General features: G+C 68.9%; 25 protein-coding genes. 15 read left to right on the forward strand and 10 right to left on the reverse strand.

From position 1 onward, the window contains the following. Nucleotides 1-11: 11 nt before the first annotated feature. Nucleotides 12-1,523, reverse strand: a complete 1,512-nt coding sequence (locus GPZ80_RS21310) for an alkaline phosphatase D family protein (protein ID WP_187222719.1) — start codon at nucleotides 1,521-1,523, stop codon at nucleotides 12-14. A 132-nt stretch (nucleotides 1,524-1,655) separates the two neighbouring features. Then, nucleotides 1,656-3,062, reverse strand: coding sequence for a toll/interleukin-1 receptor domain-containing protein (locus tag GPZ80_RS33770; RefSeq protein WP_222719631.1), 1,407 nt, complete (start codon nucleotides 3,060-3,062; stop codon nucleotides 1,656-1,658). 165 nt (nucleotides 3,063-3,227) lie between these two features. Between GPZ80_RS33770 and GPZ80_RS21320 the strand changes: the two genes are divergently transcribed. Both GPZ80_RS21320 and GPZ80_RS21325 read left to right on the forward strand, forming a co-directional pair. After that, entirely contained in the window at nucleotides 3,228-3,449 is a 222-nt protein-coding gene (locus tag GPZ80_RS21320; RefSeq protein ID WP_187222721.1) for a hypothetical protein, read from the forward strand. An 84-nt stretch (nucleotides 3,450-3,533) separates the two neighbouring features. Further along, nucleotides 3,534-4,859: a ferredoxin reductase family protein gene (locus GPZ80_RS21325; protein ID WP_187222722.1), complete on the forward strand. Its 1,326-nt coding sequence runs from the start codon at nucleotides 3,534-3,536 to the stop codon at nucleotides 4,857-4,859. 1 nt (nucleotide 4,860) lies between these two features. Here the strand turns inward: GPZ80_RS21325 and GPZ80_RS21330 are convergent, their stop codons facing one another. Both GPZ80_RS21330 and GPZ80_RS21335 read right to left on the reverse strand, forming a co-directional pair. Then, a complete protein-coding gene (locus GPZ80_RS21330; protein ID WP_187222724.1) occupies nucleotides 4,861-5,820 on the reverse strand; it encodes a hypothetical protein in 960 nt (319 codons plus the stop codon). Nucleotides 5,821-5,871: 51 nt separating this feature from the next. Continuing rightward, complete coding sequence (locus GPZ80_RS21335) at nucleotides 5,872-7,386, reverse strand: alkaline phosphatase D family protein (RefSeq protein WP_187222726.1); 1,515 nt, start codon at nucleotides 7,384-7,386, stop codon at nucleotides 5,872-5,874. 149 nt (nucleotides 7,387-7,535) lie between these two features. Between GPZ80_RS21335 and GPZ80_RS21340 the strand changes: the two genes are divergently transcribed. Next, nucleotides 7,536-8,339 (forward strand): helix-turn-helix domain-containing protein, encoded by an 804-nt coding sequence (locus GPZ80_RS21340; RefSeq protein WP_222719632.1) that lies wholly within the window; start codon nucleotides 7,536-7,538, stop codon nucleotides 8,337-8,339. A gap of 6 nt (nucleotides 8,340-8,345) precedes the next feature. Further along, entirely contained in the window at nucleotides 8,346-8,519 is a 174-nt protein-coding gene (locus GPZ80_RS21345) for a DUF397 domain-containing protein (protein ID WP_187222730.1), read from the forward strand. A gap of 86 nt (nucleotides 8,520-8,605) precedes the next feature. Here the strand turns inward: GPZ80_RS21345 and GPZ80_RS21350 are convergent, their stop codons facing one another. From GPZ80_RS21350 to folC, 4 genes are all read right to left on the reverse strand, one after another. Then, nucleotides 8,606-8,854, reverse strand: coding sequence for a hypothetical protein (locus GPZ80_RS21350; RefSeq protein ID WP_222719633.1), 249 nt, complete (start codon nucleotides 8,852-8,854; stop codon nucleotides 8,606-8,608). 64 nt (nucleotides 8,855-8,918) lie between these two features. Next, nucleotides 8,919-9,542 carry a nucleotidyltransferase domain-containing protein gene (locus GPZ80_RS21355; protein ID WP_187222732.1) on the reverse strand — a complete coding sequence of 208 codons (624 nt, stop codon included), beginning with the start codon at nucleotides 9,540-9,542 and terminating at the stop codon, nucleotides 8,919-8,921. An 84-nt stretch (nucleotides 9,543-9,626) separates the two neighbouring features. Then, entirely contained in the window at nucleotides 9,627-9,995 is a 369-nt protein-coding gene (locus GPZ80_RS21360) for a DUF4233 domain-containing protein (protein WP_187222734.1), read from the reverse strand. Further along, complete coding sequence (gene folC, locus GPZ80_RS21365) at nucleotides 9,992-11,359, reverse strand: bifunctional tetrahydrofolate synthase/dihydrofolate synthase (protein ID WP_187222736.1); 1,368 nt, start codon at nucleotides 11,357-11,359, stop codon at nucleotides 9,992-9,994. The genes GPZ80_RS21360 and folC overlap by 4 nt, the downstream gene beginning before the upstream one ends. A 173-nt stretch (nucleotides 11,360-11,532) precedes the next feature. Here folC and GPZ80_RS21370 point away from each other — a divergent pair, with 173 nt between their 5' ends. Genes GPZ80_RS21370 through GPZ80_RS21420 form a run of 11 tightly spaced genes read left to right on the forward strand, consistent with a single transcriptional unit; the run spans nucleotide 11,533 to nucleotide 22,796 of the window. Continuing rightward, the gene (locus GPZ80_RS21370; RefSeq protein WP_187222738.1) at nucleotides 11,533-12,777 is read left to right on the forward strand and encodes an ATP-grasp domain-containing protein; all 1,245 of its coding nucleotides are present in this window, start codon (nucleotides 11,533-11,535) and stop codon (nucleotides 12,775-12,777) included. Then, nucleotides 12,774-13,571, forward strand: a complete 798-nt coding sequence (locus GPZ80_RS21375) for a Rossmann-like domain-containing protein (RefSeq protein WP_187222740.1) — start codon at nucleotides 12,774-12,776, stop codon at nucleotides 13,569-13,571. The genes GPZ80_RS21370 and GPZ80_RS21375 overlap by 4 nt, the downstream gene beginning before the upstream one ends. Continuing rightward, complete coding sequence (locus GPZ80_RS21380; RefSeq protein WP_312880481.1) at nucleotides 13,568-14,626, forward strand: PLP-dependent cysteine synthase family protein; 1,059 nt, start codon at nucleotides 13,568-13,570, stop codon at nucleotides 14,624-14,626. The genes GPZ80_RS21375 and GPZ80_RS21380 overlap by 4 nt, the downstream gene beginning before the upstream one ends. Next, the gene (locus GPZ80_RS21385) at nucleotides 14,623-15,624 is read left to right on the forward strand and encodes a dipeptide epimerase (RefSeq protein ID WP_312880482.1); all 1,002 of its coding nucleotides are present in this window, start codon (nucleotides 14,623-14,625) and stop codon (nucleotides 15,622-15,624) included. Before GPZ80_RS21380 ends, GPZ80_RS21385 begins: the two co-directional genes overlap by 4 nt. Next, nucleotides 15,621-16,790, forward strand: a complete 1,170-nt coding sequence (locus GPZ80_RS21390; RefSeq protein ID WP_187222742.1) for an MFS transporter — start codon at nucleotides 15,621-15,623, stop codon at nucleotides 16,788-16,790. The genes GPZ80_RS21385 and GPZ80_RS21390 overlap by 4 nt, the downstream gene beginning before the upstream one ends. Next, entirely contained in the window at nucleotides 16,787-17,566 is a 780-nt protein-coding gene (locus tag GPZ80_RS21395; RefSeq protein WP_187222744.1) for a class I SAM-dependent methyltransferase, read from the forward strand. Before GPZ80_RS21390 ends, GPZ80_RS21395 begins: the two co-directional genes overlap by 4 nt. 14 nt (nucleotides 17,567-17,580) lie before the next feature. After that, complete coding sequence (locus GPZ80_RS21400; protein WP_187222745.1) at nucleotides 17,581-19,119, forward strand: ABC transporter substrate-binding protein; 1,539 nt, start codon at nucleotides 17,581-17,583, stop codon at nucleotides 19,117-19,119. After that, nucleotides 19,116-20,066, forward strand: a complete 951-nt coding sequence (locus GPZ80_RS21405) for an ABC transporter permease (RefSeq protein WP_187222747.1) — start codon at nucleotides 19,116-19,118, stop codon at nucleotides 20,064-20,066. The genes GPZ80_RS21400 and GPZ80_RS21405 overlap by 4 nt, the downstream gene beginning before the upstream one ends. Further along, nucleotides 20,063-20,839 carry an ABC transporter permease gene (locus GPZ80_RS21410; RefSeq protein ID WP_187222749.1) on the forward strand — a complete coding sequence of 259 codons (777 nt, stop codon included), beginning with the start codon at nucleotides 20,063-20,065 and terminating at the stop codon, nucleotides 20,837-20,839. Before GPZ80_RS21405 ends, GPZ80_RS21410 begins: the two co-directional genes overlap by 4 nt. Continuing rightward, complete coding sequence (locus tag GPZ80_RS21415) at nucleotides 20,836-22,269, forward strand: ABC transporter ATP-binding protein (protein ID WP_187222751.1); 1,434 nt, start codon at nucleotides 20,836-20,838, stop codon at nucleotides 22,267-22,269. The genes GPZ80_RS21410 and GPZ80_RS21415 overlap by 4 nt, the downstream gene beginning before the upstream one ends. Then, entirely contained in the window at nucleotides 22,266-22,796 is a 531-nt protein-coding gene (locus tag GPZ80_RS21420) for a GNAT family N-acetyltransferase (protein WP_312880484.1), read from the forward strand. The genes GPZ80_RS21415 and GPZ80_RS21420 overlap by 4 nt, the downstream gene beginning before the upstream one ends. On the opposite strand, the gene GPZ80_RS21425 is transcribed toward GPZ80_RS21420, so the two are convergent. Then, entirely contained in the window at nucleotides 22,793-23,206 is a 414-nt protein-coding gene (locus GPZ80_RS21425; RefSeq protein ID WP_187222752.1) for a hypothetical protein, read from the reverse strand. The two genes, GPZ80_RS21420 and GPZ80_RS21425, sit on opposite strands and share 4 nt — an antisense overlap. A 109-nt stretch (nucleotides 23,207-23,315) precedes the next feature. Continuing rightward, nucleotides 23,316-25,928 (reverse strand): valine--tRNA ligase, encoded by a 2,613-nt coding sequence (locus GPZ80_RS21430; protein WP_187222855.1) that lies wholly within the window; start codon nucleotides 25,926-25,928, stop codon nucleotides 23,316-23,318. Nucleotides 25,929-25,947: the final 19 nt, after the last annotated feature.

Raw genomic sequence — 25,947 nt, forward strand, 5'->3', positions numbered from 1 at the left:
GGTTGGGCCCTTCACGGTGTCTGCAGGCCGGGGTTGCCCGCCTGGATCACGTAGCTCTTGATGGTCTTGACCGGGTAGTCGCGCACGGTGACCCGGTCGAGCGCGCGGAAGTCCACGGTCATCTGCGTGGGCGTGGTGACGGTTCGGACGTAGCCGCGCAGGTTCTTGTAGAACTTCACGTGCGGGTTGAGGTTCGAAAGCCCGTTGTCGGTGGCGTTGCCGTCGCCGCCCGACGTGATCGACGTGGTGACCAGCTCGGTGCCGATGATCCGGTTCTGGGTGCCGTAGTTCTGCATGAGGTTGCTGGCCCACGAGCGGTGGACGTCGCCGGTGAGGACGACGGTGCTCCTGTTGCCCTGCGCGTCCCAGCCGTTCTGGATACGACCGCGGTTCGCGGTGTACCCGTCCCACGAGTCCATGCTCTTCGACCCGTCCGCCGCGGCGAGACGCTGGGCGAAGAAGACCTGCTGGCCGAGGATGTCCCAGGTGCCCAGCTTCTGGCTCATCCCGTTGAGCAGCCACGATTCCTGGGTCGCGCCGGTGAGCGTGCGCGCCGGGTCGTCGGCCGCCGGGCAGAGCTTGGTGCCGTCGCCGCAGGCCTGGTCGTCGCGGTACTGGCGGGTGTCGAGCATGTGGAAGGTGGCCAGGCTCCCCCAGCGCAACCGGCGGTAGAGCTGCAGATTCGCACCGGAGGGAGCCTGCGCGGCCCGCAGCGGCATGTGCTCGTAGTAGGCCTTGTAGGCGGCGGCTCGACGCGCGGTGAAGTCACCGGCGGGTGAGGTGTCGTTGCGGATCAGGCCGGCGTAGTTGTTCTCGACCTCGTGGTCGTCCCATACGACCAGCCACGGCGCGGCGGCGTGCGCGGCCTGCAGGTCGGGGTCGCGCTTGTAGAGCGCGTGGCGCACGCGGTAGCTCGCCAGGTTGCTGATCTCGGTCGACGGCTGGTGGGTCCGCACGCCCGTGGAGCCCGCGCCGCCCTCGTAGATGTAGTCGCCGAGATGCAGGATCAGGTCGGGGTTCTCCTCGGCCATCCTGCGGTACGCGGTGAAGTAACCCGCTTCGTAGTGCGAGCAGGAGGCGAAGAGCATCGTCAGCGACGGGCTGGTTCCCACGGCGGGCGCGGTGCGGGCGCGGCCGACCGGGGAGATGTGGCCCATGGCGCGGAACCGGTACCAGTACTCGCGTCCCGGCAGCAGGCCGGTCAGCTCGACGTGGACGCTGTGGCCCCAGCTCTGGGTCGCGGTGAAGGTGCCGCTCGCGGCGAGGGTGGTGAAGTACCGGTCGGTGGAGACCTGCCACTCCACGGCGACGTTGGCACTGGACATGCCGCCGAGCCCGTCGGCGTTGAGCGGGCTGGGGGCCAGGCGGGTCCATAAGACGAAACCGTCGGCGCTGGGCTCACCGGAGGCGACGCCGAGGGTGAAGGGATACAGCGCGGCACTCGCCGAACTGGCGGAGAGGATGGTGGCACCGGCGCTTGCGAGACCGCCGATGAGGAAGGTCCGTCGTTGCAGTCGGGTCATAGATCGTTCATAGGACGCGCGCGCGAGCAGCCCAAGGCTTCGCGCGAACTATTCACCGGATATGCGTCAGGTCGAGGCGAGCTGGCAGACAGTTAGGGGTCGACATGGCCGGGCAGACGCGATAATCCGCAGTCAGCGAGCGTCGGCGAGGAGGTCACGCACCACGTTGACGACGGCCGTAGGCGATCGCGCAGCCAACTGCGGCAAGCCGCGAGCACCCGGCGGCACGATGTCCGATCCATCAATGTTGATGATCCACAGCCGAAGCTCCCCCGCTCGATAGCGCTTCAACGCGAGTTGAATCTCGTCGTAGCAATACCGACTCGCCGCATACGAGCGACTCCACAGGACAATGAACAGATCCGAACGCAACACCGCGTCTTCGATGGCTGATTCCACCGTGCGATCGGCAGGCAACTCCCGCTCTCCGAAGAGCACGCGCAGTCCCGCTGAGGACAAGTAGTCGTCCAGCGCTCGTGCGTACTCCACGTCCAACCGTGCTCGACTCACGAACACGGTGTCAGGGCGTTGTGGGAGACCGAGCGCGCGGACTCTGGCCGTGACCATCTGGTTCGCGATGACCATCGCCTCGCCCACAGCGTTCTTGTCCATCAGCTTTCGCGGGTCCAGCCATGGATGTGACCGCCCCCAGTCTCGGCGCAGAAACACGCGCTCCGCCGCTCCACCCAGGAACGCGAACGGGACGACCGGCTGTTGACGCGCCTCGGCGAGATGCAGAATCGTGTTGGCGCTCTTACCAAGCTTCCCGCCAACCGTGATCAGCGCGTCAGCCTGTTCCATCGCCATCAGCTGACACAGCAGCCAAGCCTGGCCCAGCGAATCCGGATCATCTATCTCCGGGCCTGGATAGAACCAACTCTTGATCTGGTCCCCGGCATCCGCGTCCAAGATCGCGAGCAGCTGCGTGTATTTGTTCTCAATGTGCGGGTGGCGCGGCCGGTGCATGTGCACCGTTCCACCCGCCCTGGCTTCCACGAACCCGCGCAGTGCGTGAAAGTCCACCGAATCCGGAAACGGACTGCAGACGATGAGATCCGCTCCGGATTGGGCGACGGTCGCGCCGAGCCGCTGGCTGAACCGTTCCAACTCCGCCTTCTCGAAGTCGGGATAGTTCGTCTCACCAGTGACCCCACCGAGGACGAAGACCGAACGGACTCTGCCATCCTGCTCATCGGTCGGGTGGGCGGCGGGCACGTCACCACCGTTGACCGCGTCCCATAGTTGCTTGAATCGTCGTGCCTCGTCGCTCGAGCTGCGCTGAGGCGTGCTCCACTCAGCCAGCACACGCACCACCGGTTCCAGTTTCGACCACTTCGGCATCCCGGAACCGTGCAGCATCGCGGACACCTTCTGATGGCTGACCGTGTCCCGAAACCGGTCGTCCTCAGTCACCGTGTCCGCGATCATGCGAAGTCCGGGTGTGCCCGCGGCACGGTAAAGCTCGTGAAGCGCCTCGGTCAGTTCCCGGAGCGGCCCACGCGGCAAATCGTCCGGCATCGACACCGCCGTGGTGACCACCCCTGGTGTCAAGAAGCGTCAAATTCGCCTTGATCTTACGGGGCGGTGTGGACCACGTTCGTCAATGTCCGTGTTTGTCGGGTCAACTTGCGATTTCCCGCCATCGGGCGCCATCAAGCTGGTCCCACGAAGCAATCTCAAGCAGGTGCGAGGGAGCAGACCGCGATGGAGTTGCACGCGATCACCGAGTCAGTCGAGATCTACTTTGTCGCGAGAGCCGGGGTGCTTGCTGTCACCGCTGTGCTGCTGCTGCTCGCTGGACTCTCCGCGCTCTACTCGAAGCGCGCTGACAAGCGGAGCCGAGCGCGTGAGCTGCTCGTCCTGCTTGTCGGGCGACAGCGCCCCGCAAAGCGACGGTCGACGAACTCCGCGCTGCCAAGCGAGTGAACCCCGGGCTGTGTTCGTGCGTAAAGCAGGCAGGGATTGACGTGGCGGTGACACTGACCGCGACGACTACGAGAGGCAGCGACCATGGCGACGGGTGTCCAAGGCAGGCGCTCTATGCCGCCGGTTGTTCAGGCGCGGTGGGCGCTCTGGGCGTTTGTGCTGGTCAACGTGGGGATTGTCGAGATCCTGTTCTTCACCAGCGGCACCGGCAAGAACTCGATCCTCACCGTCGCCAAGTTCGTCGGCCTGCACGCCGCCCTGCTGATGATGTTCCAGTTGCTGTTGGTCGCCCGGCTTCCCTGGCTGGACCGCCGCATCGGTATGGACCGGCTGACGGTGTGGCACCGGTGGACCGGCTTCACCCTCCTCTGGACCGTGCTCACGCACGCCACGCTGGTCGTGCTCGGCTACGCGACGCTGGACAGCGCGTCGATGGCGCGCACCTTCCTCGCCCTGGCCGGGGTGCCCGCGTCGCTGCTGGGCATGCTCGCCGCCGCCGCCATCATCGCGGTCGCGGTCACCTCTCTCCGCCACTTCCGACGTCGGTTGCAATACGAGACCTGGCACGGTCTGCACCTGATGGTGTACCTGGCGATCGCGCTGGCGTTCGTCCACCAACTCCTTGAGACGACGACGTTCAAGTCCTCCACGTTCGCCGTCGTCTACTGGTGGACGCTGTGGATCGTCGCGTTCGGCTCGCTGCTCGTCGGGCGGATCGCCATGCCGCTGTGGCGCAACGCCTATCACCAGTTCCGGGTTCAGGCCGTGGTGCCTGAGTCCGACAACGCGGTGTCCGTTTACGTCACCGGCCGCCACCTCGACCGGCTGCCCGCCAAGGCCGGGCAGTTCTTCATCTGGCGGTTCCCCGGGCACAACCACTGGTGGCTGGCCAACCCGTTCTCGCTGTCCGCGGCGCCTGACGGCCGTTTCCTGCGGCTGACCGCCAAAGCGGTCGGCACCGCCAGCGCGGGCCTGCGGCACGTTCCGGCCGGGACCCGCGTGTTCATGGAGGGACCGTATGGCGCGTTCACCTCCCTGCAGCGGACTCGGCCCGGCACGCTGCTGATCGCGGGCGGTGTCGGAATCACGCCCATCCGCGCATTGCTGGAGGAACGGTCGACCGAGGACGTCGTCGTCCTCTACCGAGTGCGCGACGAACGCGACGCGGTGCTGCTCAACGAGGTGCGCCAACTGGTCCGCGGCGGCAGGCTGCACCTGCTCACCGGGCGGACCAGGGACGGAGCGCGCCCGTTCGAGCCGGACAATCTCCGTTCCCTGGTCCCCGACATCACCGAACGCGACATCTACGTCTGCGGCCCACCGGCCATGACCTCGTCGGTGCTGGCAGGCCTCCGGGCGATCAGAGTGCCGAACACGCAGGTGCACGCCGAGAAGTTCAGCATGGCCTGACTCAGGTGACGCAGCCGTCCTCGTCGGTGATCGGCTTGGTTACGTCGAAGTAGAACTCCGGCTCGTGCGACGCGGGCGGAGCGGACACGCGATACTCGGAGTACCAGGGCGCAAGCATGCCCTTTGCCGCGGCGCCACAGGCCATCGAATAGGTGAAACCATCGTGGGGGCCGAGCCAGATACCGCGCTGGGACTTGGGCCACGTCGCCCCGAGCATCCGGTAGTCCGCCTTCCAGCGGGTCATCGCGACGATGTCCATGGCGCCGTGGAGATCCCTGGGGCGGTCGGTATGGAACGCGTAGGCGAAGACGTAGTCGGTATGCACGACCAAATCACCGTCCCCGTCCACCGTGGCCGACATGTGCCCATTGACTTTGGGCGCCACGGGAAGCAGTGGATACCCGTTGGCCACACGCGTCGCCCAGGCATCGGATTTGCTCGGATCGGCCAAGATCGGGCGGGTCTCGGCCCGGGCCCCCGGGGCGAGCAGGTCGAGGATCCGCTCGATGTCGTGTCCCTCGACCACCTTGCGGTCGAGCCGGGCGGCGATCACCACTTGGCGGGCCTTGACGTAGGCGTCGGCGACCTGCTCGGCGGTGTGCTTGCCGATCGGCTGCGCGGCGGGCGCGACGATCCCCGCCTCACCGTCCGCCCAGCCCGCCGCCGCAGTGCCGACGAAGGGCTGGTTTAAGTCCACCACCACGTCCGGCACCTTCGTCGTGACCGTCGTGGAAGGCGCGGACGCGGCAGGCGCGGGCTGCCCAGGAGCGAACAGCCCGCGCTGGTACATCAGGTAACCCGCTGCCGCGATCGCGACCACCAGCAGCGCGGAGACCATGCGGCGGCGCCGCTTGCCCTTGCGTCTCAGTCGGCGGATGTCTCTCTCCGCCGACTTGGTGGCCTTCTTCAGCCACTCCTGGTCGTTGAGGTCAGGGTGGTCGGATAACGCGTCGTGGTGCATTCGGTGCTCCCCCCCAGAGATGTTTCGCGCGGAGGGTACTTGCCGCTCGTGTCAGCGCTGCGGGGTGAGGGTCTTAGTCCAAAGTGCGGTGCCCTCGCCGTCGCGGAGGTGGACGGTCAGGTCGCCCGTGGGGCCGTCGATCTCGACCTCGCCGAAGTGCTGGAAGCCGTCCATGGGCGAGGTGTTCGCGGCCGGTGGAGCGTGGACGAAGACGGCTTCGGGGCCGAACGTCGGGTCGAGAGTGTTCGGGCCGAACGCGCCCGCGTTGAGGGGGCCGGAGACGAACTCCCAGAACGGGTCGAAGTCGCCGACGGCGGCGCGGTCCGGGGAGTAGTGGTGGGCGGCGGTGTAGTGGACGTCGGCGGTCAGCCAGACGACGTTGCGCACCCGGTTGCGCGCGAGGGAACGCAGGACCCAGGCGATCTCGTGCTCCCGGCCGCCGGGCGCGCCGGGCAGGCCGTTGGCGACGCCCTCGATGTCGGTGCCGTCGGGGACGATCAGGCCGACGGGCAGATCCGCGGCGATGATCTTCCACGTTGCCCGGCTGGTGGACAGGCCGTCGACCAGCCACTTCGCCTGCGCTTCGCCGAGGACACGGCCGACGCCGTCCTTGGGTGAGGTGTTGGCGTCCTTGTAGGAGCGCATGTCGAGGACGAAGACCTCAAGGTGCTTGCCGTAGCGGAAGCTGCGGTAGATCCGCCCGTCCACGGCCCGGCGCGGGTCGACGGGCATCCACTCGTGGAAGGCCTGGAAGGCGCGGGCGGCGAGGACGTCGACGCGCTTCTCGGTGTACTGCGGGGAGGTCAGGATCTCGCCGGGGTACCAGTTGTTGACCACCTCATGGTCATCCCATTGGACGACCGAGGGAGTGCGTGCGGCGAAGGCGCGGACGTTGTCGTCGAGGAGGTTGTAGGCGAACTGGCCGCGGTACTCGGTGAGGGTCTCGGCGACTTTGAGCTTCTCGGGGGTGACGAGGTTGCGCCAGATCCGACCGTCCGGGAGGGTCACGGATTCCTTGAGGGGGCCGTCGGCGTAGACGGTGTCGCCGCTGTTGATGAAGAAGTCGGGGCGGCACGCGGCCATGGCGGAGAACGCGGTCATGCCGCCGATGTCGGGGTTGATGCCCCAGCCCTGGCCCGCGACGTCGCCGGACCAGGTGAAGCGGACGTCCTCGCGGCCCATGGGGGCGGTGCGGAAGGAGCCGGTCAGCGGCTCGCTGGCGGAACGGTCGTCTTCGGCGCGGACGCGGTAGTGGATTTCACGGCCGGGCGGGAGGCCGGTGAGGCGGAGTTTGCCGGTGCCGTCGGTGTCGGGGGTGAGCATCGGGCCGCGTAACTGGCGGGCGTTGCGGAAGTCGGGGTGTGTGGAGACGTCGACGAGCATGCGGGACGGGCGGTCCGCGCGGGTCCAGACGATGGCGCCGTCGGCGGTGACGTCGCCGGTTTGGATGCCGTGGGTCAGGACGGGCCTGGTTTGCGGAGCCGCGATGGCGATGCCGGGGAGGGCGAGTCCGGCGGCGGCGGTGATGCCTCCGGCGCGGAGGAGGGTGCGGCGGTTGATGGTCATGGGTTGGTTTGTAGGCGGCGGAGGTCAACGTGGGTGGGATGGGAGGTTTCGCAAGGTGAAACGGCTCAGCTATTCGAGTGATGATGGGCAGTCGGAACACCTGATCTCATGGAGTCATGAACGATCGAGTTCCGGCCCGGGCGCGTGCGTTGGCGGCGGAGTTGAAGGTGTTGCGGGAGCGGTCGGGGCTGACGACCCGGGCGGCGGCGAAGCGGTTGGGGACGTCGATCGCGAGCCTGAACCGGTCGGAGACCGGCAGACGGATGGCGTCGGTGGCGGATGTGTCGGCTTTGCTGGCCATCTATGGAGTGACTGGGCCAGAACGCAAGCGGATCATGAGCCTGACGGAGAACGACGAGCAATCGGGCTGGTGGGGCCTGGGGGTGCGGGCACACCTCCTCGAAGCCCTGATCCACTTCGAGTCCCAGGCCGAGTCCTTCATCCACTACTCATCGATCCTGGTTCCAGGCTTCCTGCAGACCGCCGACTATGCCCGGGCGGTCATCGGAGCAGGCCCATTCGATGCCGAGGAGGTGGAACGCAGGGTCGCGCATCGACTTGAGCGGCAAAAGGTGCTGTTCAAGCCCGTCCGGCCGCGCTATCGGCTGATCCTGGACGAAGCTGTGCTTCGCAGGCCGATCGGTGGGTCGGCGGCCATGGCGACGCAGATCCGTTGGCTGATCGACATGGCGAACCAGCCCAACATCACTATCCACGTCATCCCGTTCCGCCACGGCTACTACGAACTGTCATCCAGCTTCTCGATTCTCGAGTTCCCGACACTGCCGAGCCTTGTCTACGTCGAGAACGGCAATGCGTCGGGCTTCCCGGACGCGCCCGTCGACACGGACCGCTACGTGGAAACGGTCGGTAGGCTGATGAGAGTGGCCTTGGATTCCTTCGATTCGGTGGAGTTCCTGGCCAGGATGGCGGCCGATCACGAGCGGGGATGAAACAGGATGCACGGAGCGTGGCGGAAATCCAGCTTCAGCGACCACGCGGGTGACTGCGTCGAGGTGGCCTACTCCGCCACAGTCCGCGTCCGTGATTCCAAGAACCCCGCCGGCGGCACGCTGACCCTGCCGCCGGCCGCCTGGTCACCCGAGCGTCTCGCGAATCTACGGTCCAGCTAGCTCCGACGCGCCGTAGTCGGCGTGGGCCTGCTCGACCAGCGTTTCGGCGGCCCTGCCCGCGCGCTTGAAATCTTCCGCCGTCGCAGTCACGTGGCTGTAACCGGATTCGTCTTCAGCTTGAGCAATGTATTGAGGTGCTTAGCAGCGTCCTTATTCGCCTTCGACAGCAGGCCAACGGCATCTCCATGGCTTTCACCTTGAGCATGCTCGCTCAACCAGATGCGGCAGATGACGTCCGCTACAGCGATGCCGGCGTGCACGCACAAGGTCACGTAGGCGTCGGCGACTTCGTCGTTCTCGTTCGCCATCTCCCGGATGAGGACCGCCGCGTCCAAGAACTGGCCTGCTTTACGGAGCCGTCCTCGCTGAATACTCGCGTTACACGGCTGTGTCCGCACTTCAGTTCTTCCCTTTCCGCAGTTGCTTGATCAGCCATGCACGGTTGCCTGCCACGGTGAGCCCTTCGTCCAGCACATCGCGCAACACTGGTTCGCGATGGCCGCTGGTGGCAATCTCCTTGGCCGCGAACTCCAAGGCACGGACATCGTTGCCTATCCATAGCGTTACCTCAGCGACCAGGCTGTCGACTTGCGCAGCCCATTGGTCGTCATCAACGTTGTCGGGGCGCACAAGTAACAGATCCAAATCGCTCTCCACCGTCATCGATCCGCGCGCGGTGGACCCGAACACTGCGGCATAGATGGGTGGAACGTCCCAGGACTCCAAGCGATCGGCCAGGCGGTCGAGCAAGTTCTGCTTGATCTGGGCGAGCCCGATTATGTGCTGCGCGGCAAGATGATCGCGGTTGAATCGGTACATGTAGGCGTTGCCCACGCGGTTCGACAGCACGAGACCATGCGCCACCGGTCGCTGTAAGACCTTGCGGATTCCCTGCTCCGAGGCACGTGGCAGAAGCCTGTGCAATCGACCAGTGGTGAAAATGTCATCCGCATTGGCCAGCACGGTGAGGACGTCACCGTCGAGCGTGGGCGTTATCGACGACAACGGCCTATTCAGGTCCACCAGCGCCCCCCACCGCTACCTGCACTATTATGCGGCTACCCCAACTGTAGTAGAGGTACCCCAACTATTGTGCAGGTTGGGAGGTCACTCCTGCTGGCTGGTGAGCCTGCCCTCGGCCATCCGCTTCTCGACGTCCTTGCGCAGCCACAGCATCCAGGCCCAGGCCAGGCCGAAGATCAGGCCGATGACCCCCAGGGTGGGCAGCGCGAAGAAGCACAGGATCATCACGCCCTGCAGGCCGACCGCGACCCACACGCCCCACGGTTTGCCGACGAAGCCGCAGGCGAGGATCAGGGCGACGCCGAGTGAGCCGACCAGCCAGCCCTGCCAGGTGGCGAGGCCGCCGTCCATCTTCGCGATGACCAGCAGGGCGAGCATCACGACGATGGCTTCGAGGATGAGCATCGCGGACATGACGCCGCGGAAGCCCTTCATCGGGTCTGGGGCGGTCATGCGGGCTCCTTGCCGAACATCGCGCGGACCTCGCCCGCGGTGACGACCGAGCCGGTGGCCACGACACCGCCGCCGGACATCGAGTCGCGGGGGTCCGAGGTCGTCTCGGCGAGGGTCACGGCCGCGTCGATCGCGTCGAGGAGGCGGTGGTGGACGGTCACCCGGTCCTCGCCGAAGATCTCGATGGCCGCGGCGCCGAGCTGTTCGGGGTCCATGGCGCGGGGCGACGAGTTCGCGGTGATGACGACCTCGCTGAGCACCGGTTCCAGCGCGGTCAGGATGCCCGCGACGTCCTTGTCGCCCATGACGCCGAGGACGCCCACCAGCTTGCGGAAGCCGAACTCGTCCTCCAACGCCGACGCCAGCGCGGCGGCGCCGTGCGGGTTGTGGGCGGCGTCGACGAAGACGGTCGGGGAGGACCGCAGGCGCTCCAGGCGGCCTGGGATCACGACCGACGCGAAGCCCTCGCGGATGGCGTCGACGTCGAGTTGCCGGTCGACGCCCGCGCCGAAGAACGCTTCGACGGCGGCCAGCGCGAGCGCCGCGTTGGCGGCCTGGTGGGCGCCGTGCAGCGGCAGGAAGATCTCGTCGTACACGCCGCCGAGACCCTGCAGCTTGAGCATCTGGCCGCCGATGGCGACGCTGCGCTCCAGGACGCCGAACTCCAGTCCCTGCCGGGCGACGACCGCGTCGACCTCCGTGGCGCGCTCGATCAGGACCCGGGCGACCTCGTTCGTCTGCTCCGCGAGCAGGGCGATCGAGTTGGGCTTGATGATGCCCGCCTTCTCGCGCGCGATGCCGAGGATGTCCGGGCCGAGGTAGTCGACGTGGTCGATGCCGATGGGACACACCACGGCGATGCGGGCGTCGGCGACGTTCGTCGCGTCCCAGCTGCCGCCGAGGCCGACCTCGACCACCGCCGCGTCGACGGGGGCGTCGGCGAAGGCGGCGAAGGCCATCGCGGTGAGGATCTCGAACTTGCTCAGCTTGATGTCGTTCTTGGCGTCGACCATCGCGATGTATGGCTCAAGGTCGCGGTAGACCTCGACGTAGCGCTCCGGGGTGATCGGCTCGTTGTCGAGGCTGATCCGCTCGGTGACCGACTGCAGGTGCGGGCTGGTGAACCGGCCGGTGCGCAGGCCGATGCGGGTGAGCAGCGCGTCGACCATGCGGGTCGTGGAGCTCTTGCCGTTGGTCCCGGCGATGTGCAGCACGGGGTAGGCCAACTGCGGCTGGGCGATCACGTCGAGGAGCGCGGAGATGCGGTCGAGCGAGGGCTCGATCTTCGTCTCGGGCCAGCGGGTGTCCAGTTCGGACTCGACCTGCCGCAGTTCCTCCAGCGCCCCGGGGTCCAGCTTGGGCACGCGCGTTCTCCTCGGAGGTTGCCGACATTTGACCTGGCGAGTCTACGCGCGCCCGTAACGGCCACTCCCGGTCACCGTCCACGTGTCCCACGTCACCTACCTGCCGGAGTGACAAGTTACTGAAAATGATTACCATTCCCTTGTTTGCGGACGGCGGGGCGAGGGAGTGTGGCGTGGGGCATCTGTTGATGATCGAGAGCTGGGTCGGGGCGATGAGCACGCTGCTCCCCCGGGCCATCCGCGAGTCCGGTCACCGCTTCACCTTCCTCACCCGGGACCTGCACCACTACCTGCGCTCCGCGCCCACCGAGGGCACACATCCCTTGCTGGCGGCGGAGAACGTGCTGACCGCCGAGACCAACGACCTCCCGGCTCTGCTGTCCTATGTGGAGCAAATGCACGCCGTGCTCCGGTTCGACGGCGTCATCTCGTCGTGCGACTACTACCTCGCGACGGTCGCCAAGGTCGCCGCCCACCTCGGGCTGCCCGGGCCGACGCCGGCGGCCATCGAGCGCGCCAACCGCAAGGACCAGACGCGGACCACGCTGGGCGCGGCGGGCGTGCCCGGCCCGAGGTTCGCCCTGGCCACGGGCTGGCCGCGGACCGCTGACGCGGCGCGGTCGGTCGGCTACCCGCTCGTGGTGAAGCCGGTGGACCTGTGCGGCGGGATGTTCGTGCGCAAGGTCGCGGGTGAGGCCGAGCTGCGTGAGGCGTTCGCCGCGCTGGAGGCGTTCCCGGTCAACGCGCGCGACCAGCCCCGGCTGCCGACCGTGCTGCTCGAAGAGCTGCTCGACGGGCCCGAGGTGAGCGTGGAGACGGTGACCGTGGGCGGCGTCACCCACGTCGTCGGCGTGACGGACAAGAGCGTCGCCGGGGAGCCGTGGTTCGTCGAGAGCGGGCACATGTTCCCCGCCGACCTCGACGGCGCCGGGGCGGTGGCGGTCGCTGTCGCGGCGATCGAGGCGCTCGGGCTGGACGACACCGTCGCGCACACCGAGATCAAGCTGACCTCGGCCGGGCCCAAGCTCATCGAGGTCAACCCGCGTCCGGCGGGCAACCAGATCACCGAGTTGGTGCGCCGGGTCACCGGCATCGACCTGCCCGCCGTGTACGCGCAGCTCGCGGTAGGACAGCGGCCGGACCTGACGCGCGCGGAGACCGGGGTGCGCAGCGCGGCGATCTCGTTCCTGCTGCCACCGCGGACCGGTGTCGTCGCGGAGATCGTCGGCGAGGTGGACGCGCCCGGGGTCGTCGAGTGCAAGCTCAAGGGCCCCGGCCACCGCGCAGGCGAGCCGACCAGCAACAACACATACCTCGGGCACGTGATGGTCGTCGACCACGACGGCCCGGGCGCGCGCGCCACCGCCGACAAGATCGTGGACGGGTTGGACGTGCGCTACGCGGAGGACGTCGCGTGACCGCGTTCTCCACCCTCGCCGACCTGGTCGAGCACGTCCGCGCGGGCAAACTCGGCCCCGACCCGGCCGGTGAGCGGATCAGCGTCGGGTTCAGCACCCAGCAGGGCGTGCGGCACGCCTCGCGAGACCAGTCGTACCGCAACAGCGTGGTCAGCCTCCGGATCGGGCAGGCCGTCGGGTCGTGCGCGGTCGAGCCGGGCACACTCGCCGATGACGACATCTACGACTGCGTCGGCGCGAGCGTGGCCGAGTTGCTCGACCATCCCGATTCGGCGATCCGGATCGCCGCGCTCGACGCCTATCTGATGCACGCCCACCCGCATGAAACCTCCGGTGCCCGGCAGGTCGCGATCCCGGCGGGCAGTTCGCTGGACAAGTCGATGGCCCGGGCGGCGGCCGTCGTCGAGCTGATCGACGCGCGTCCCGGTTCGCGGGTGCTGGTCGTCGGTGTCGTCAACTCGCTTCTTCACCACTTGCGCGCACGCGGTTTGCCGTATGTGCCGTGCGATCTCAAGGGCGGTCGGACGGAGTGGGACGAGCAGGTCGTGACCGACGCCGAACGCGCGTTGGACGGCTGCGACATCGTGCTGGCCTCTGGCATGACGCTCGGCAACGGCAGCCTCGAACCACTGCTGCGCGCGGAGCAGGTCGTGCTGTTCGCGCAGACCGGCAGCGCGGTGCTGCCGTGGTTCATCGGCGGCGGGGTGTCGGCGGTGTCGGCCGAGCCGTATCCGTTCTTCTGGCTCGACGGCGGGCCGAGCACCATCCACCTCTACCGCGGGGAGCCGAAGTGATCCGCGCGAACGCGCACCTGCTGGACCTCTTAGGCAAGACGCCGGTCGCGTATATCGACACACCGCTGCCGCACGGGCACGGCGGCTTCTGGGCGAAGCTGGAATGTCTGAGCGCGGGCGGGATGAAGGCCCGGTCGGCGGTGGCGATGCTGCTGGCCGCGCGGGCCCGCGGCGAGCTGCGGCCGGGAGCGGCGGTGGTCGAGTCGACCAGCGGGACGCTGGGGGTCGGGCTGGCGTTCGCCTGCCAGGCTTTAGGCCACCCTGTCGTGCTGGTGGTCGACGCGGAGCTGGAGCCGTCGATGCGGGCGCTGCTGCACGCCCACGGCGCGCGGCTGGAGGTCGTCGACCATCCACATGAGACCGGCGGGTGGCAGCGGGCCCGGCTCGACCGGCTGCGCGCGGTGCGCCGGGAGCTGCCGGGGGCGTTCTGGCCGGACCAGTACAACAACCCGGACAACCCGGCCGGGTACGCGACGCTCGCGCGGGAGCTGGTCGAGCAACTCGACCGGGTCGACGTGCTGGTGTGCAGCGTCGGCACGGGCGGGCACAGCGCCGGGATCATCGAGACCCTGCGCACGCATTGGCCGCACGTGCGGCTGGTCGGAGTGGACACGATCGGCTCGACGATCTTCGGCCAGCCCGCGCGCGCCCGGGTCATGCGCGGCCTGGGCAGCAGCATCTACCCGCGCAACGTCGCCTACGACCAGTTCGACGAGGTGCACTGGGTGGGGCCGGTGGAAGTGGTCGACGCCTGCCGCAGGCTCGCGCGGGACTGCTTTGTGACCGGTGGGTGGAGCACGGGCGCGGTCGCGCTGGTGTCGGCGTGGGTGGCCCGGGTCGAGGCCGGTGCGGTGGTGGCCACGGTGTTCCCGGACGGGCCGCACCGGTACCTGGGCACGATCTTCGACGACGGCTTCTGCCGCGACCGCGGCCTGTTCGGCCAGGCGGCGGACCGTCCGGTCGAGATCGGGCACGCGGAGTCGGTCGAGGTGACGGGCTGGGCGCGGTGCCAATCGGTGACCGTGCCCAGTGCCCGGTTGGCGGTGCCCGCGTGAAGCTCGACTGGACCGTCTACGGCTTGGAGCTGACCACTCCCCTGCGCATCTCGCGCTCGACCATGGCCCGCCGCGACGCGGTGCGGGTGGCCGTCACGTGCGATGGGCTCGTGGGGCATGGCGAGGTCGTGACCAGCGTGTACTACGGGCTCGACGCTTCGCGGATCGTCGCACTGCTCAAGGAGTTCCAGGCGGCTGACTTCTCCGACCCAGCGGAGTTCCTGGCGGCGCTGCCCGCGGTCGATGCCCCCGGGGTGACGGCGGCGGTGGACGCGGCCTTGCACGACCTGATCGGGCAACGGCTCGGCGTACCGGTGTGGGGGTTGGTCGGTCCGGAGTGGGTCGACACGCCCACGGCCTACACGATCGGAATCTCGGCACCGGCGGAAGCCGCGCGGCAAGCGGCGGCACTGGTGGCCCGGGGGTTCCAGGTGCTCAAGGTGAAGCTGGGCTCGGAGCACGACTCGGCCGTACTGTCCGCGATCCGGGCGGTCGCTCCTGACGCGCGGTTGCTTCTCGACCCGAATGGCGGGTGGAGCGCCGAGCACACCGTGCGGGTCATGGACCGGTTGGCCGACTACCGAATCGACGCCGTGGAGCAGCCGATCGCGCCGGGGCAGATCGAGTCATTGGCGTGGATCAGCTCACGGGTCTCCGTTCCGGTGATCGCCGACGAGGACGCCGCGACGGTCGCCGACGTGCGCGCGCTCGCCGGGGCGGTGGCGGGGATCAACATCAAGCTCGCCAAGTGCGGCGGCATCGCCGCCGCCCGGGAGATCATCACCGCTGCGCGTGCGGGCGGAATGGACGTCATGCTCGGCTGCCTGGTGGCGAGTTCGCTTGGTATCGCCCCGGCGGTGCACCTCAGCGGTCAGGCCCGCTGGATCGACCTCGACGGGCATTTGTTGCTGGCGAGCGATCCGTGGCAGGGCATCGGCGGCGAAGACGGCACTCTCCGCCTGACGGACGCGCCCGGCCTCGGGGTGGTCGCGCGGTGAGGAAGTTTCCGCTGTCGGTTCGGTTGTTGCTGGTCAACCAGTTCGGCGTCAACACCGGGTTCTACCTGCTCATCCCCTACCTGGCCACCCACCTCACCGACGATCTCGGCATGTCCGTCGCCATGGTCGGCATCGTGCTCGGGGTTCGCACGCTGAGTCAGCAAGGCATGTTCCTCGTCGGCGGCTCGGCGTCTGATCGGTTGGGGCCGCGGCGGGTGATCATCGCGGGGTGTGCCCTTCGGACGGTCGGGTTCGGGATGTTCGCGGCCGGGGAGTCGCTGGCTGTCCTGCTCGCAGCATCCATCCTCAGTGGACTTGCCGGGGCGCTGTTCAACCCCGCGGTTCGTGCCTATATCGCGGTCGAGGCTGAGGACAAGGCCGGCGCGTTCGCGCTGTTCAACGTGTTCGCGCAGGCGGGGGCGCTGCTCGGGCCGGTGTTGGGCAGCGTCCTGCTGCTGTGGGGTGACTTCCGGGTTTCCGCGCTGGTCGCCGCCGCGATCTTCGCCGTGTTGACCGTCGCCCAGGCGATGGTGTTGCCCGCGCGGGCGGTGGAGGCGCACGAGGGCACGGTCATCGGCGACTGGCGGGAGTGCCTGGCGAACCGGCGGTTCATCGCCTTCACCCTCGCGTTGACGGGGATGTTCGCGCTGCAGAACCAGCTCTACCTGGTGCTGCCGATGGAAGCCAAGCGCGCGACCGGCAGTGCGAGCAGTGTCGCCGCGGTCTTCCTGGTGTCCACTGTGGCCAGTCTGCTGTTCCAAGTCCGAATCACCCGACTGTTCGGCGCGAAGATGGCCCGGGGGCGGGCGATCGCGTTGGGGCTCGCGCTGATGGGTAGCGGGTTCGTGGCCACGGCGCTCGATCTCGGAGTCGTCGGGGTGTTGGTCGCGACGCTCTCGTTGGCGTTCGGGGTGATGATCACGCACCCGTTCGTCTACGAACTCATCCCCACGTTCGGCCGGGAAAACCTGGCGGGCACCTACTTCGGCATGTTCTACCTCGCCTCGGGCATCGTCGCGGCCGCGGGCAACGCGGCCATCGGCTGGGCCAGCGAGGTGAGCGACACCCTCGCGTCGCTGGTGTGTGTCGCGATCGGTCTGGTCTGCGCGGGCGCCGTCCTGGTGCTGCACCGCCGGGGCGCCCTCACAAAAGAGCCCGTCGGATGAACCTGCTCACCGACAACCCGGAACTCTACGAACAGCAGTTCCCCGACCCCGACCACGTCGCCGCCCGATTCGTCCACGACCTCGTCACCCGCTTCGGCGGTAAAGACAAGCTCCTCGACATCGGCTGCGGGACCGGCCGCGACGCAGGCTACCTGGCCCGAAACGGCTACCAGACAGCAGGACTCGACAGCTCCACGGCGATGATCGAGCACGCGCGCCACCACCACGAGCAAGTCGCCTTCGCCGTCGGCGACATGCGCTCCTTCGCGCTGGGCCGCGCCTTCGACGTCATCACCTGCCTGGACAGCGCGTTCCTCTACTGCCACACCAACGCCGACCTCAGCGCGTTCCTCACCCGCTGCCGCGAACACCTGACCCCAGGCGGCCTGCTGATCGCCGAGATGCGCAACGGCGCCTTCTTCCTGGGCAACACCGAACTCCTCGACGGCGTCCGCACCCGAACCGTGACGTGGCAAGGCGTCGACTACACCTCGCGCACCACCCTCTGGATCGACCATGCCGCCCAACTCCTGCGCCGCCGCCGCGACTGGACCTGGACCGGCCGCGCCGAGCCGCTGGTCCAGCGCTCCGCGTGGCGGCTGCTGTTCCCGCAGGAGATCCGCCTCCTGCTCGACCTCGCCGGATTCGACGTGCTCGCCCTGTTCGACGAACCCGGCCCCCGCACGGAAACACCCTGGACGCCGGACGCCGAGCTCGGGGGCTCGCTGTCCGGCGACCGACTGCACGTCGTGGCGCGCCTGCGCCCGCACCACTGAAAGGGATCTCCCCCATGACCCACTTCCCCGAACTCAGCCGCCGCGGCTTCCTCGCAATCACCGCCGGGCTCTCCGCCGCCACCCTCGTGGGCTGTTCGACACCGGCGGCGACGCCGACCGCGCCGAAAGCGGGCGGACGGCTGCGCGCCGCGTTCGCGGGCGGCGGCGCCAAGGAGGTCCTCGACCCGCACCTGGCGAACCTGTTCGTCGAGGCGGCCCGGTCGAAGGCGATGTTCGACAAGCTCGCCGACCTCGGCGCCGACGTCTCCGCACAGCCCCGGCTGGCCGAGAGGTGGGAACCCAACGCCGACCTGACCCGCTGGCGAATCACCCTGCGCCCGGCCGTCTTCCACGACGGCAAGCCGGTGCGCGCGCAGGACGTGCTGGCCAGCTACGCGCGCATCCTCGACCCCAAGCGCGCGTTCCGGGCGAAGTCGAGCCTGTCGCTGATCGACCTGCCCAACAGCAAAGCGATCGACGACCGCACAGTCGAGTTCGCGCTCAAGCGGACCTTCATCGAGTTCCCCAACGCGCTGGCCGCGTTCGGCACCTACATCGTTCCCGAGGGCACCGAGGACTTCACCAAGCCGGTCGGCTCGGGGGCGTTCAGCTTCGTCTCGTTCGAGCCGGGCAAGTCGCTGGTGCTGAAGAAGAACCCGAACTACTGGGAGGGCGCTCCGCACCTCGACGAGCTGCATTTCGTGATCGCCAACGAGGAGTCGGCGCGGACGAACGCGCTGCTCGGCGGCCAGGTCGAGTACGCCCACGACCTCACCCCGACCACCGCGCGGGCGCACGGCGCGAGCGACCGGATGGTGATCGTCCGCTCCCCCAACAGCGCGGTGCAAGCGTTTGCGATGAAGCTCGACCGGGCCCCGTTCGACAACCGCGACCTGCGGGAAGCCATGTTCCTGCTGGCCGACCGCCCGCAGCTGGTCGAGTCGACCTTGGCGGGCAGCGGGCAAATCGGCAACGACCTGTTCGGCAAGGGCTCGCAGTACTACGCCGGTGACATCCCGCAGCGCACCCGCGACCTGGACAAGGCCAAGCACCTGATCCGCAAGGCGGGCGCGGAGGGTATGACCATCAAGCTCGACACCTCCACCGCCGCGGCCGGGATGGTGGAGGCGGCCACGATCTTCGCCGACCAGGTCAAGGGTTCCGGGCTGACGATCGAGGTCGTCACCGGCAACAAGGACACCTACTGGGCCGACACGCTCAAGAACGGCTCGATGTCGAGCTACCGGTCCGGCGCGATGCCGATCGAGACGCACATCGCGCAGCGGCTGCTGAGCACGTCGGGCACCAACGTCACCAAGTGGACCCGGCCCGAGTTCGACGCGCTGTACCAGAAGGCCGTGTCCACAGTGGATGACAAGGCCCGCGGCGAGGTGTACGCGGAGATGCAGCGCTCGCTGCACGCCGAGGGCGGCTACCTGATGTGGGGCTTCGCGGACTGGATCGTCGGCACCGCCCGCAACGTGAACGGCGTGGCGACGGCTCCGGCGAACACGCTGGACTGGGCGCGGTTCGACAAGGTGTGGCTCGGGTGAGTCTTGGCCGCTACGCGCTGAACCGGCTGGCCTTCGGGGTCGTCCAGGTCGTCGCCGTCGCCACCGTCGTGTTCCTCCTGGTGCAGGCCCTGCCGGGGGACGCGGCGGTGGCGCTCGCCGGGGACGACCCGAACCCGGAGCGGATCGAGCAGATCCGGACGTCGATGGGGCTCGACCGGCCGCCGCTGGAACGGTTCGGCGCATGGCTGTGGGGGTTGGCGCACCTCGACTTCGGGACGTCGATCGTGTCCGGAAGGCCGGTCTCGGCGTTCCTCGCCGACGGGCTCGCGCCGACGGCGGTGCTCGCGGTGCTGACCCTGGTGCTGCTGGTCCCGCTGTCGGTGATGGTCGGGGTGCTGGCGGCGCTGCGGGAAGGCAGCAGGCTGGACCGGGCGCTCACCTCGATCAGCGTCGGGCTGCACTCGATTCCGGAGTTCGCCCTGGCGGTCGTGTTGATCGCGCTGTTCGGCGTGCAGCTCGCCTGGCTGCCGCCGACCGCTGTGGGAGTCGGTGGAGACCTCCTGGGACACCCTGAGGTGCTGGTGCTGCCACTGGTCGTGCTGCTTGCCCGGCCGATCTGCTCGATCAGCAGGCTGGTACGCGCGGGCATGATCGAGGCGCTGTCGTCGGACTACGTGCGGCACGCGCGCAGGCTCGGGCTCAGCGTCGGCCGGGTCCGCTTCGCGCACGCCCTGCCGAACGCGCTCGCGCCCGCGGTGCAGCAAGTCGCGCGGACCACGGACTGGCTGCTCGGCGGGGTGATCGTGGTCGAGGCGGTATTCGTCATCCCAGGGCTCGGCACGACCCTGGTGGACGCGGTGGCGAGCCGCGATCTGCCGGTGGTGCAAGGGCTCGCGGTGGTGTTCGCGGTGACCACGGTCGCGGTGAACCTGATCGCCGACCTTGTCGCGTTCCGGCTCTCGCCGCGGGCGGTGGGGGTCCGATGAGGCGGTTCGGGGTGGGCGGGCTGCTGATCGCGGTCCCGCTCCTGTTGGCGCTGCTCGGGCCGCTGTTCGTGCCGCGGGCGCAGACCCGGGGCGCGCCGTTCATGCCGGACCACTTCCTGGGCACCGACTTCGTCGGGCGCGACGTGTGGCACCAGGTGCTGTCCGGTGGCCAGTCGGTGGTGCTGGTGGCGCTGCTGGCCACGGCGGGCGCGTATGTCGTGGGCGTGCCGTGGGGCGTGCTGGCGGCGACATCGCGGGTGCGGGTCGTGGACGAACTGCTGATGCGGCCGCTGGATCTGCTGCTGGCGATCCCGTCGCTGCTGGTCCTGATCCTGCTGGCCACCATCGCCGGGCAAGGTATCGCGGTGATCGTCGGGATCGTGACGCTGATCAACTTTCCCGACGTCGCACGGATCTCGCGGGCCGCGGCGCTGGAGATCGCAGGCAGGTCCGCCCTGGAGGCCATGCGACTGCAGGGCGAGTCGTGGTGGCGGAAGTCCATCGTCTACATCGGACGCTCCATGGTTCGGACGCTGGCGGCCGATGTCGGGGTCCGGCTGACCGGAGCGCTCTATCTGGTGGCGTCGGCGAGCTTCCTCGGGATCGGGGTGGCGCCGGACGCGGCGGACTGGGCGGTCATGGTCGACCGGAACCGAACGGGCCTGTTCCTGCAGCCGTTGGCTGTCGTGGTGCCCGCACTGCTGATCGTGGCGCTGTCGATCGGGCTGAACCTGGTGTTCGACAAGGCTTTGCGGAAGGAGGCGCGGACGTGACCGTCGTGCATGTGGAGGGTCTGCGCGCCGAGACGGACACCCGGACTCTGGTCGACGAAGTGAGTTTCGCGCTGGCGGCCGGCCGGGTGCTGGCGCTGGTCGGCGAGTCGGGCAGCGGGAAGACGACGACCGGGCTGGCGCTGCTGGGCGAGCACGCGGCCGGGGTGCGGGTCAGTGGAAGCGTGACCGTGCGCGGGAACGCGGGGTTCGTGCCGCAGCACCCGTCGGCCGCGCTCAACCCGGTCCGGCGCATCGGCGCCGTGTTCCGCGAGATCGGTGACGAAGCGGCGATCGCCACCGCGTTGCGCCGGGCCCGGGTGCCCGAGGAGTTGCTCGACCGGTACCCGCACCAGCTTTCCGGCGGGCAGCAGCAGCGGGTCGTGTTGGCGCAGGTCCTGGTGGGTGAACCAGCGGTGATCATCGCCGACGAGCCGACGACCGGCCAGGACGCCATCACCCGCGGGGAGATCGTCGCCGAGTTGGCGGAGGTCGCGCGGCAGGGTGTGGCGGTGGTGATCCTGACCCACGACCTCGACGTGGTGCGGGCGCTGGCGGACGAGATCGTGGTCCTGCGGGCGGGCCGGGTGGTCGCCGCGGGTCCGACCGACGAGGTGCTGAACTCCCCGCGAGACGACTACACGCGGGCGCTGATCGAGGCCCAGCCCCAGATCCAGGTGCCACCGGCGGCCGTGGACCGGGAGCCTCGGCTCGACGTGCGGGAGTTGAGTGCCCGGCACCGGTCGGCCGAGGTGCTGCACGAGGTGAGCGTGGCCGCCGGGGCAGGCCAGTGCCTCGGCGTGGTCGGGCGTTCCGGCAGCGGGAAGACCACCCTCGCCCGGTGCGTGGCGGGTCTGCATTCCACTTGGGACGGATCGATCCTCCTGGATGGCACTCCCCTGTCGCCGAGACACACGCAGCTGACGCGAGTGCAGTACGTCTTCCAGGACGCGCGAGCTTCGTTCGACGAACACCGGACGGTGCTGGACCAGATCGCCCGCACTTCGGTGCGGCTGCGGGGCGCTTCGACGACCGAGGCGTCCGCTCTCGCGCTGGAGGAGTTGGCGAAAGTCGGGATCAGCTCGGAGACCGCCCGACGGCGACCGGCGAGCCTGTCCGGCGGCGAACTGCAGCGGGCCGCGCTCGTCCGGGCGCTGCTGGCCCGGCCGGAGGTGCTGGTGTGCGACGAGATCACCTCCGGGCTGGACACCATCACCCAAGCAGGCCTGCTCGACCTGCTGGCGGGCTTACCCTGCACGGTCGTCCTGATCAGCCACGACCTCGGCGTCGTGTCCCGACTGGCCGACCGGATCGTCGTGCTGGACAAGGGGAAAGTCGTCGAACACGGCGACGCCCACGATGTCCTGAGCGACCCGCGGCACCCCGTGACCATCGGCCTGCTCGGCCACACCATCAAGGAAGCGCAGAAGTGAGCCCCTACGACATCCGCCAGGCCCGCGAAGCCGACCTCGACGGCGCCCGCGGCGTCATGTTCGACACCTTCTACCGCGAGTTCGGCTACGGCTACCGCCCCGAATGGCACGCCGACGCCGTCGACCTCAAGGCGGCGTACCTGCAACCGGTGCGGCACGCCCTTTTCGTCGCGGCGAAGGACGACGAGATCGTTGCCACCACCGGGGTCCGCGCGGTCGCGCCCGCCAGCCCGCCGCACCCGGGGTGGCTGGCCGCGCGCTACGCGGGCGGGGCGACGGCGCAGCTGTTCCGGGTCTACGTGCGGCCGGAACACCGGCGGTGCGGACTGGCTCGGGAGTTGGTGCGGGTGGCTACGGAGTTCGTGGCGAACGAGCCGACGTATTCGGTGCTGTACCTGCACACGGACACACGAGTGCCCGGAGCGGAGGCGTTCTGGCGGTCGATGGCGACGGAGGTGTACGACAACAGGGACGGCGACCCGATCGGGTTCCAGACCGTGCACTTCGAGATCCCGCTGGGCCGCTAGCCCCGGACCACCCACACGCCATGCTCTTCGCTGGTGACCCCGAGCACCACGTGCCCGTCCAGCGCCGCCGTGACGAACTCGGGCCGACCGGGACTGGCGTGGAGCTGCTCGGCCAGCTTGGTCGCGGCGGTCAACCGGACCAGCACCCACGGCAAGCGCAGGGCGCCGGGACCGGGAGGACTGATGAGGAACGACCCGTCGTCGGAGACCAGCCCATGCTCATCGGCGAGCCTGCGCCACTCGGCGTCGACGCGGTCCAGGTCATCGTCGTCGATCTCGGCCGCGGGAACCACGTCCAGGTTGATGACGCGGCGCCAGGCCTGCTCCGGCAGCAGGCCGCCCGCGGACTCCGCGGTGCCGACGAGCTCAAGACCGGCGGAGCGGAGCATGGCCGCACGTCGGTCATCCATCAACGGATCTCCCCGGTCATCCGAAGAAGTCGAGCATCTGGCTGACGAGGCATCGCAGGACCACCCCACGATCGCGGCGGCGATCGTGGGGTGGTTCGTAGCAGTGGGGTCAGCTCGCGGGCAGGGCGGCGATCCGGGCGGTGATGCGCTCGATCTCCGCTGCCGCCACATCCCGGCGCCCCTGGATCTTCGCCACCACGTCCGCGGGCGCCTTGTCCGTGAACTTGGGGTTGCCGAGCTTGGCCTCGCACTGGGCGAGTTCCTTCTCCGCCGCCGTCAGGTCCTTGGTGAGGCGCTTGCGTTCCGCGGCCAGGTCGACCGTGCCGGACAGGTCCAGTTCCACCGTCACCGTGCCGCCCGGCAGCGGGACCTCGAGGGACGCGCTCGGTTCGAACGCCTCGCCCGGGGCTTCGAGGCGGGCCAGGGCCGTCACGGCGGCAGCGTGCGCCGACAGACCCGCACCGTCCACACCGGACAGTCGGGCCGGGACCTTCTGGCCGGGCTTGAGACCCTGGTCGGCGCGGAAGCGGCGGATCTCGGTGATCAGCTTCTGCACGCCCTCGACCCGGCGGGTGGCGTCCGGGTCCGGAGCGGCGCCGGAGGTCGTGGGCCAGTCGGTGATGACGATGGATTCCTTGCCCGTCAACGACTTCCAGAGGACCTCGGTGACGAACGGGATGACCGGGTGCAGCAGCCGCAGGACCTTGTCGAGCACGTGCCCGAGGACCGCCCGGGTCGCGTCCGCGCGGGCGCCGCCCTCGGCGATCTGGACCTTCGCCAGCTCCAGGTACCAGTCGCAGTACAGGTCCCACGTGAAGTGGTAGAGGGCGTCGCAGAGCTTGGCGAACTGGAAGTCGTCGAACAGGGTGTCCACTTCGGACACCAGGGCGTCGACCTCGTCGAGGATCCAGCGGTCGGCGTCGGTCAGCTCCGCCCGGTCCGGCACGTCGACCGCCGTGGTGGCGCCGTTCATCAGGGCGAAGCGGCTGGCGTTCCACAGCTTCGTGCAGAAGTTGCGGGAACCGCCCGCCCACTCCTCGGCGAGCGCCATATCGCTGCCGGGGTTCGCGCCGCGGGCCAGGGTGAAGCGGGTGGCGTCGGCGCCGAAGCGGTCGAGCCAGTCGAGCGGGTCGATGACGTTGCCGCGCGACTTGGACATCTTCTTGCCCTGCGCGTCACGGATCAATCCGTGCAGGTAGATGTGGTCGAACGGCTGCACGCCGTCCATCGCGTACAGACCGAACATCATCATCCGGGCGACCCAGAAGAAGAGGATGTCGTAGCCGGTCGACAGGACGCTGGTCGGATAGAACTTCGCCAGATCCGAGGTTTGCACCGGCCAGCCGAGCGTGGAGATCGGCCACAGGGCCGAGGAGAACCAGGTGTCGAGGACGTCGGGATCCTGCGTCCAGCCCTCACCGGTGGGCGGCTCCTCGTCGGGGCCGACGCAGACCACCTTGTCGTTGGGGCCGTACCAAACCGGGATGCGGTGACCCCACCACAGCTGGCGCGAGATCGTCCAGTCGTGCATGTTGTCGACCCAGTCGAAGTAGCGCTTGGCCAGCTCCGGCGGGTGCACCTCGGTGCGGCCGTCGCGCACGGCGTCGCCCGCGGCCTGCGCGAGCGGCTGGACGTTGACCCACCACTGCATCGACAGCCGCGGCTCGACGACCGTGTCGCAGCGCGAGCAGTGGCCGACCGAGTGCAGGTACGGCCTCTTCTCAGCGACGATCCGTCCCTCGGCGCGCAGCGCGGCGACGACAGCGGGCCGCGCCTCGAAGCGATCGAGGCCCAGGAACGGGCCGTGCGCGGTGATGACCGCGGCCTCGTCCATGATCGTGACGGACGGCAGGCTGTGCCGCTGCCCGATCTCGAAGTCGTTGGGGTCGTGCGCGGGGGTGACCTTGACCGCGCCGGTCCCGAACTCCGGGTCGACGTGCTCGTCGCCGACGATCGGGATCTCGCGCCCGGTCAGCGGCAGCACGACGTAGGTGCCGATGAGGTGCTTGTAGCGCTCGTCCTCGGGGTGCACGGCCACGGCGGTGTCGCCGAGCATCGTCTCCGCGCGGGTGGTCGCGACGACGATGGCGTTGTCGCCCTCGCCATAGCGGATCGAGACCAGCTCGCCCTCGTCGTCGGAGTGGTCGACCTCGATGTCCGACAGTGCGGTGCGGCAGCGCGGGCACCAGTTGATGATGCGCTCGGCCCGGTAGATCAGGCCGTCCTCGAACAGCTTCTTGAAGATCGTCTGCACCGCGCGGGACAGGCCCTCGTCCATGGTGAACCGCTCACGGGTCCAGTCGATGCCGTCGCCGAGGCGGCGCATCTGGTCGAGGATCTTGCCGCCGTACTCGGCCTTCCACTCCCACACGCGCTCGACGAACTTCTCCCGGCCCAGGTCGTGCCGCGAGAGGCCCTCGCCCGCGAGCTGGCGCTCGACGACGTTCTGCGTCGCGATGCCCGCGTGGTCCATGCCGGGCAGCCACAGCACCTCGAAGCCCTGCATCCGCTTGCGGCGGGTCAGCGCGTCCATGACCGTGTGGTTGAGCGCGTGGCCCATGTGCAGGCTGCCGGTGACGTTCGGCGGGGGCAGCACGATCGTGAACGGCGGCTTGTCGCTCGAGGCGTCGGCGGTGAAGTAACCGGCGTCTACCCAGCCCTGGTACAGCTCCGCCTCTACCGCGGCAGGCTCCCAGGCCTGCGGGAGGTCGGTGGTCTGCATGGCTGGGGTCTGAGTCACG

It is taken from the genome of Actinokineospora xionganensis (genome assembly GCF_014323725.1).
Classification (GTDB): Bacteria; Actinomycetota; Actinomycetes; order Mycobacteriales; family Pseudonocardiaceae; genus Actinokineospora; species Actinokineospora xionganensis.

Bases quoted from the DNA above. Each gene is read 5' to 3' on its own strand.
- GPZ80_RS21310 (WP_187222719.1), bottom strand. From the start codon at position 1,523: ATGACCCGACTGCAACGACGGACCTTCCTCATCGGCGGTCTCGCAAGC.
- GPZ80_RS21320 (WP_187222721.1), top strand. From the start codon at position 3,228: ATGGAGTTGCACGCGATCACCGAGTCAGTCGAGATCTACTTTGTCGCG.
- GPZ80_RS21325 (WP_187222722.1), top strand. From the start codon at position 3,534: ATGGCGACGGGTGTCCAAGGCAGGCGCTCTATGCCGCCGGTTGTTCAG.
- GPZ80_RS21330 (WP_187222724.1), bottom strand. From the start codon at position 5,820: ATGCACCACGACGCGTTATCCGACCACCCTGACCTCAACGACCAGGAG.
- GPZ80_RS21335 (WP_187222726.1), bottom strand. From the start codon at position 7,386: ATGACCATCAACCGCCGCACCCTCCTCCGCGCCGGAGGCATCACCGCC.
- GPZ80_RS21345 (WP_187222730.1), top strand. From the start codon at position 8,346: ATGCACGGAGCGTGGCGGAAATCCAGCTTCAGCGACCACGCGGGTGAC.
- GPZ80_RS21360 (WP_187222734.1), bottom strand. From the start codon at position 9,995: ATGACCGCCCCAGACCCGATGAAGGGCTTCCGCGGCGTCATGTCCGCG.
- GPZ80_RS21395 (WP_187222744.1), top strand. From the start codon at position 16,787: ATGAACCTGCTCACCGACAACCCGGAACTCTACGAACAGCAGTTCCCC.
- GPZ80_RS21400 (WP_187222745.1), top strand. From the start codon at position 17,581: ATGACCCACTTCCCCGAACTCAGCCGCCGCGGCTTCCTCGCAATCACC.
- GPZ80_RS21410 (WP_187222749.1), top strand. From the start codon at position 20,063: ATGAGGCGGTTCGGGGTGGGCGGGCTGCTGATCGCGGTCCCGCTCCTG.
- GPZ80_RS21425 (WP_187222752.1), bottom strand. From the start codon at position 23,206: ATGGATGACCGACGTGCGGCCATGCTCCGCTCCGCCGGTCTTGAGCTC.
- GPZ80_RS21430 (WP_187222855.1), bottom strand. From the start codon at position 25,928: ATGCAGACCACCGACCTCCCGCAGGCCTGGGAGCCTGCCGCGGTAGAG.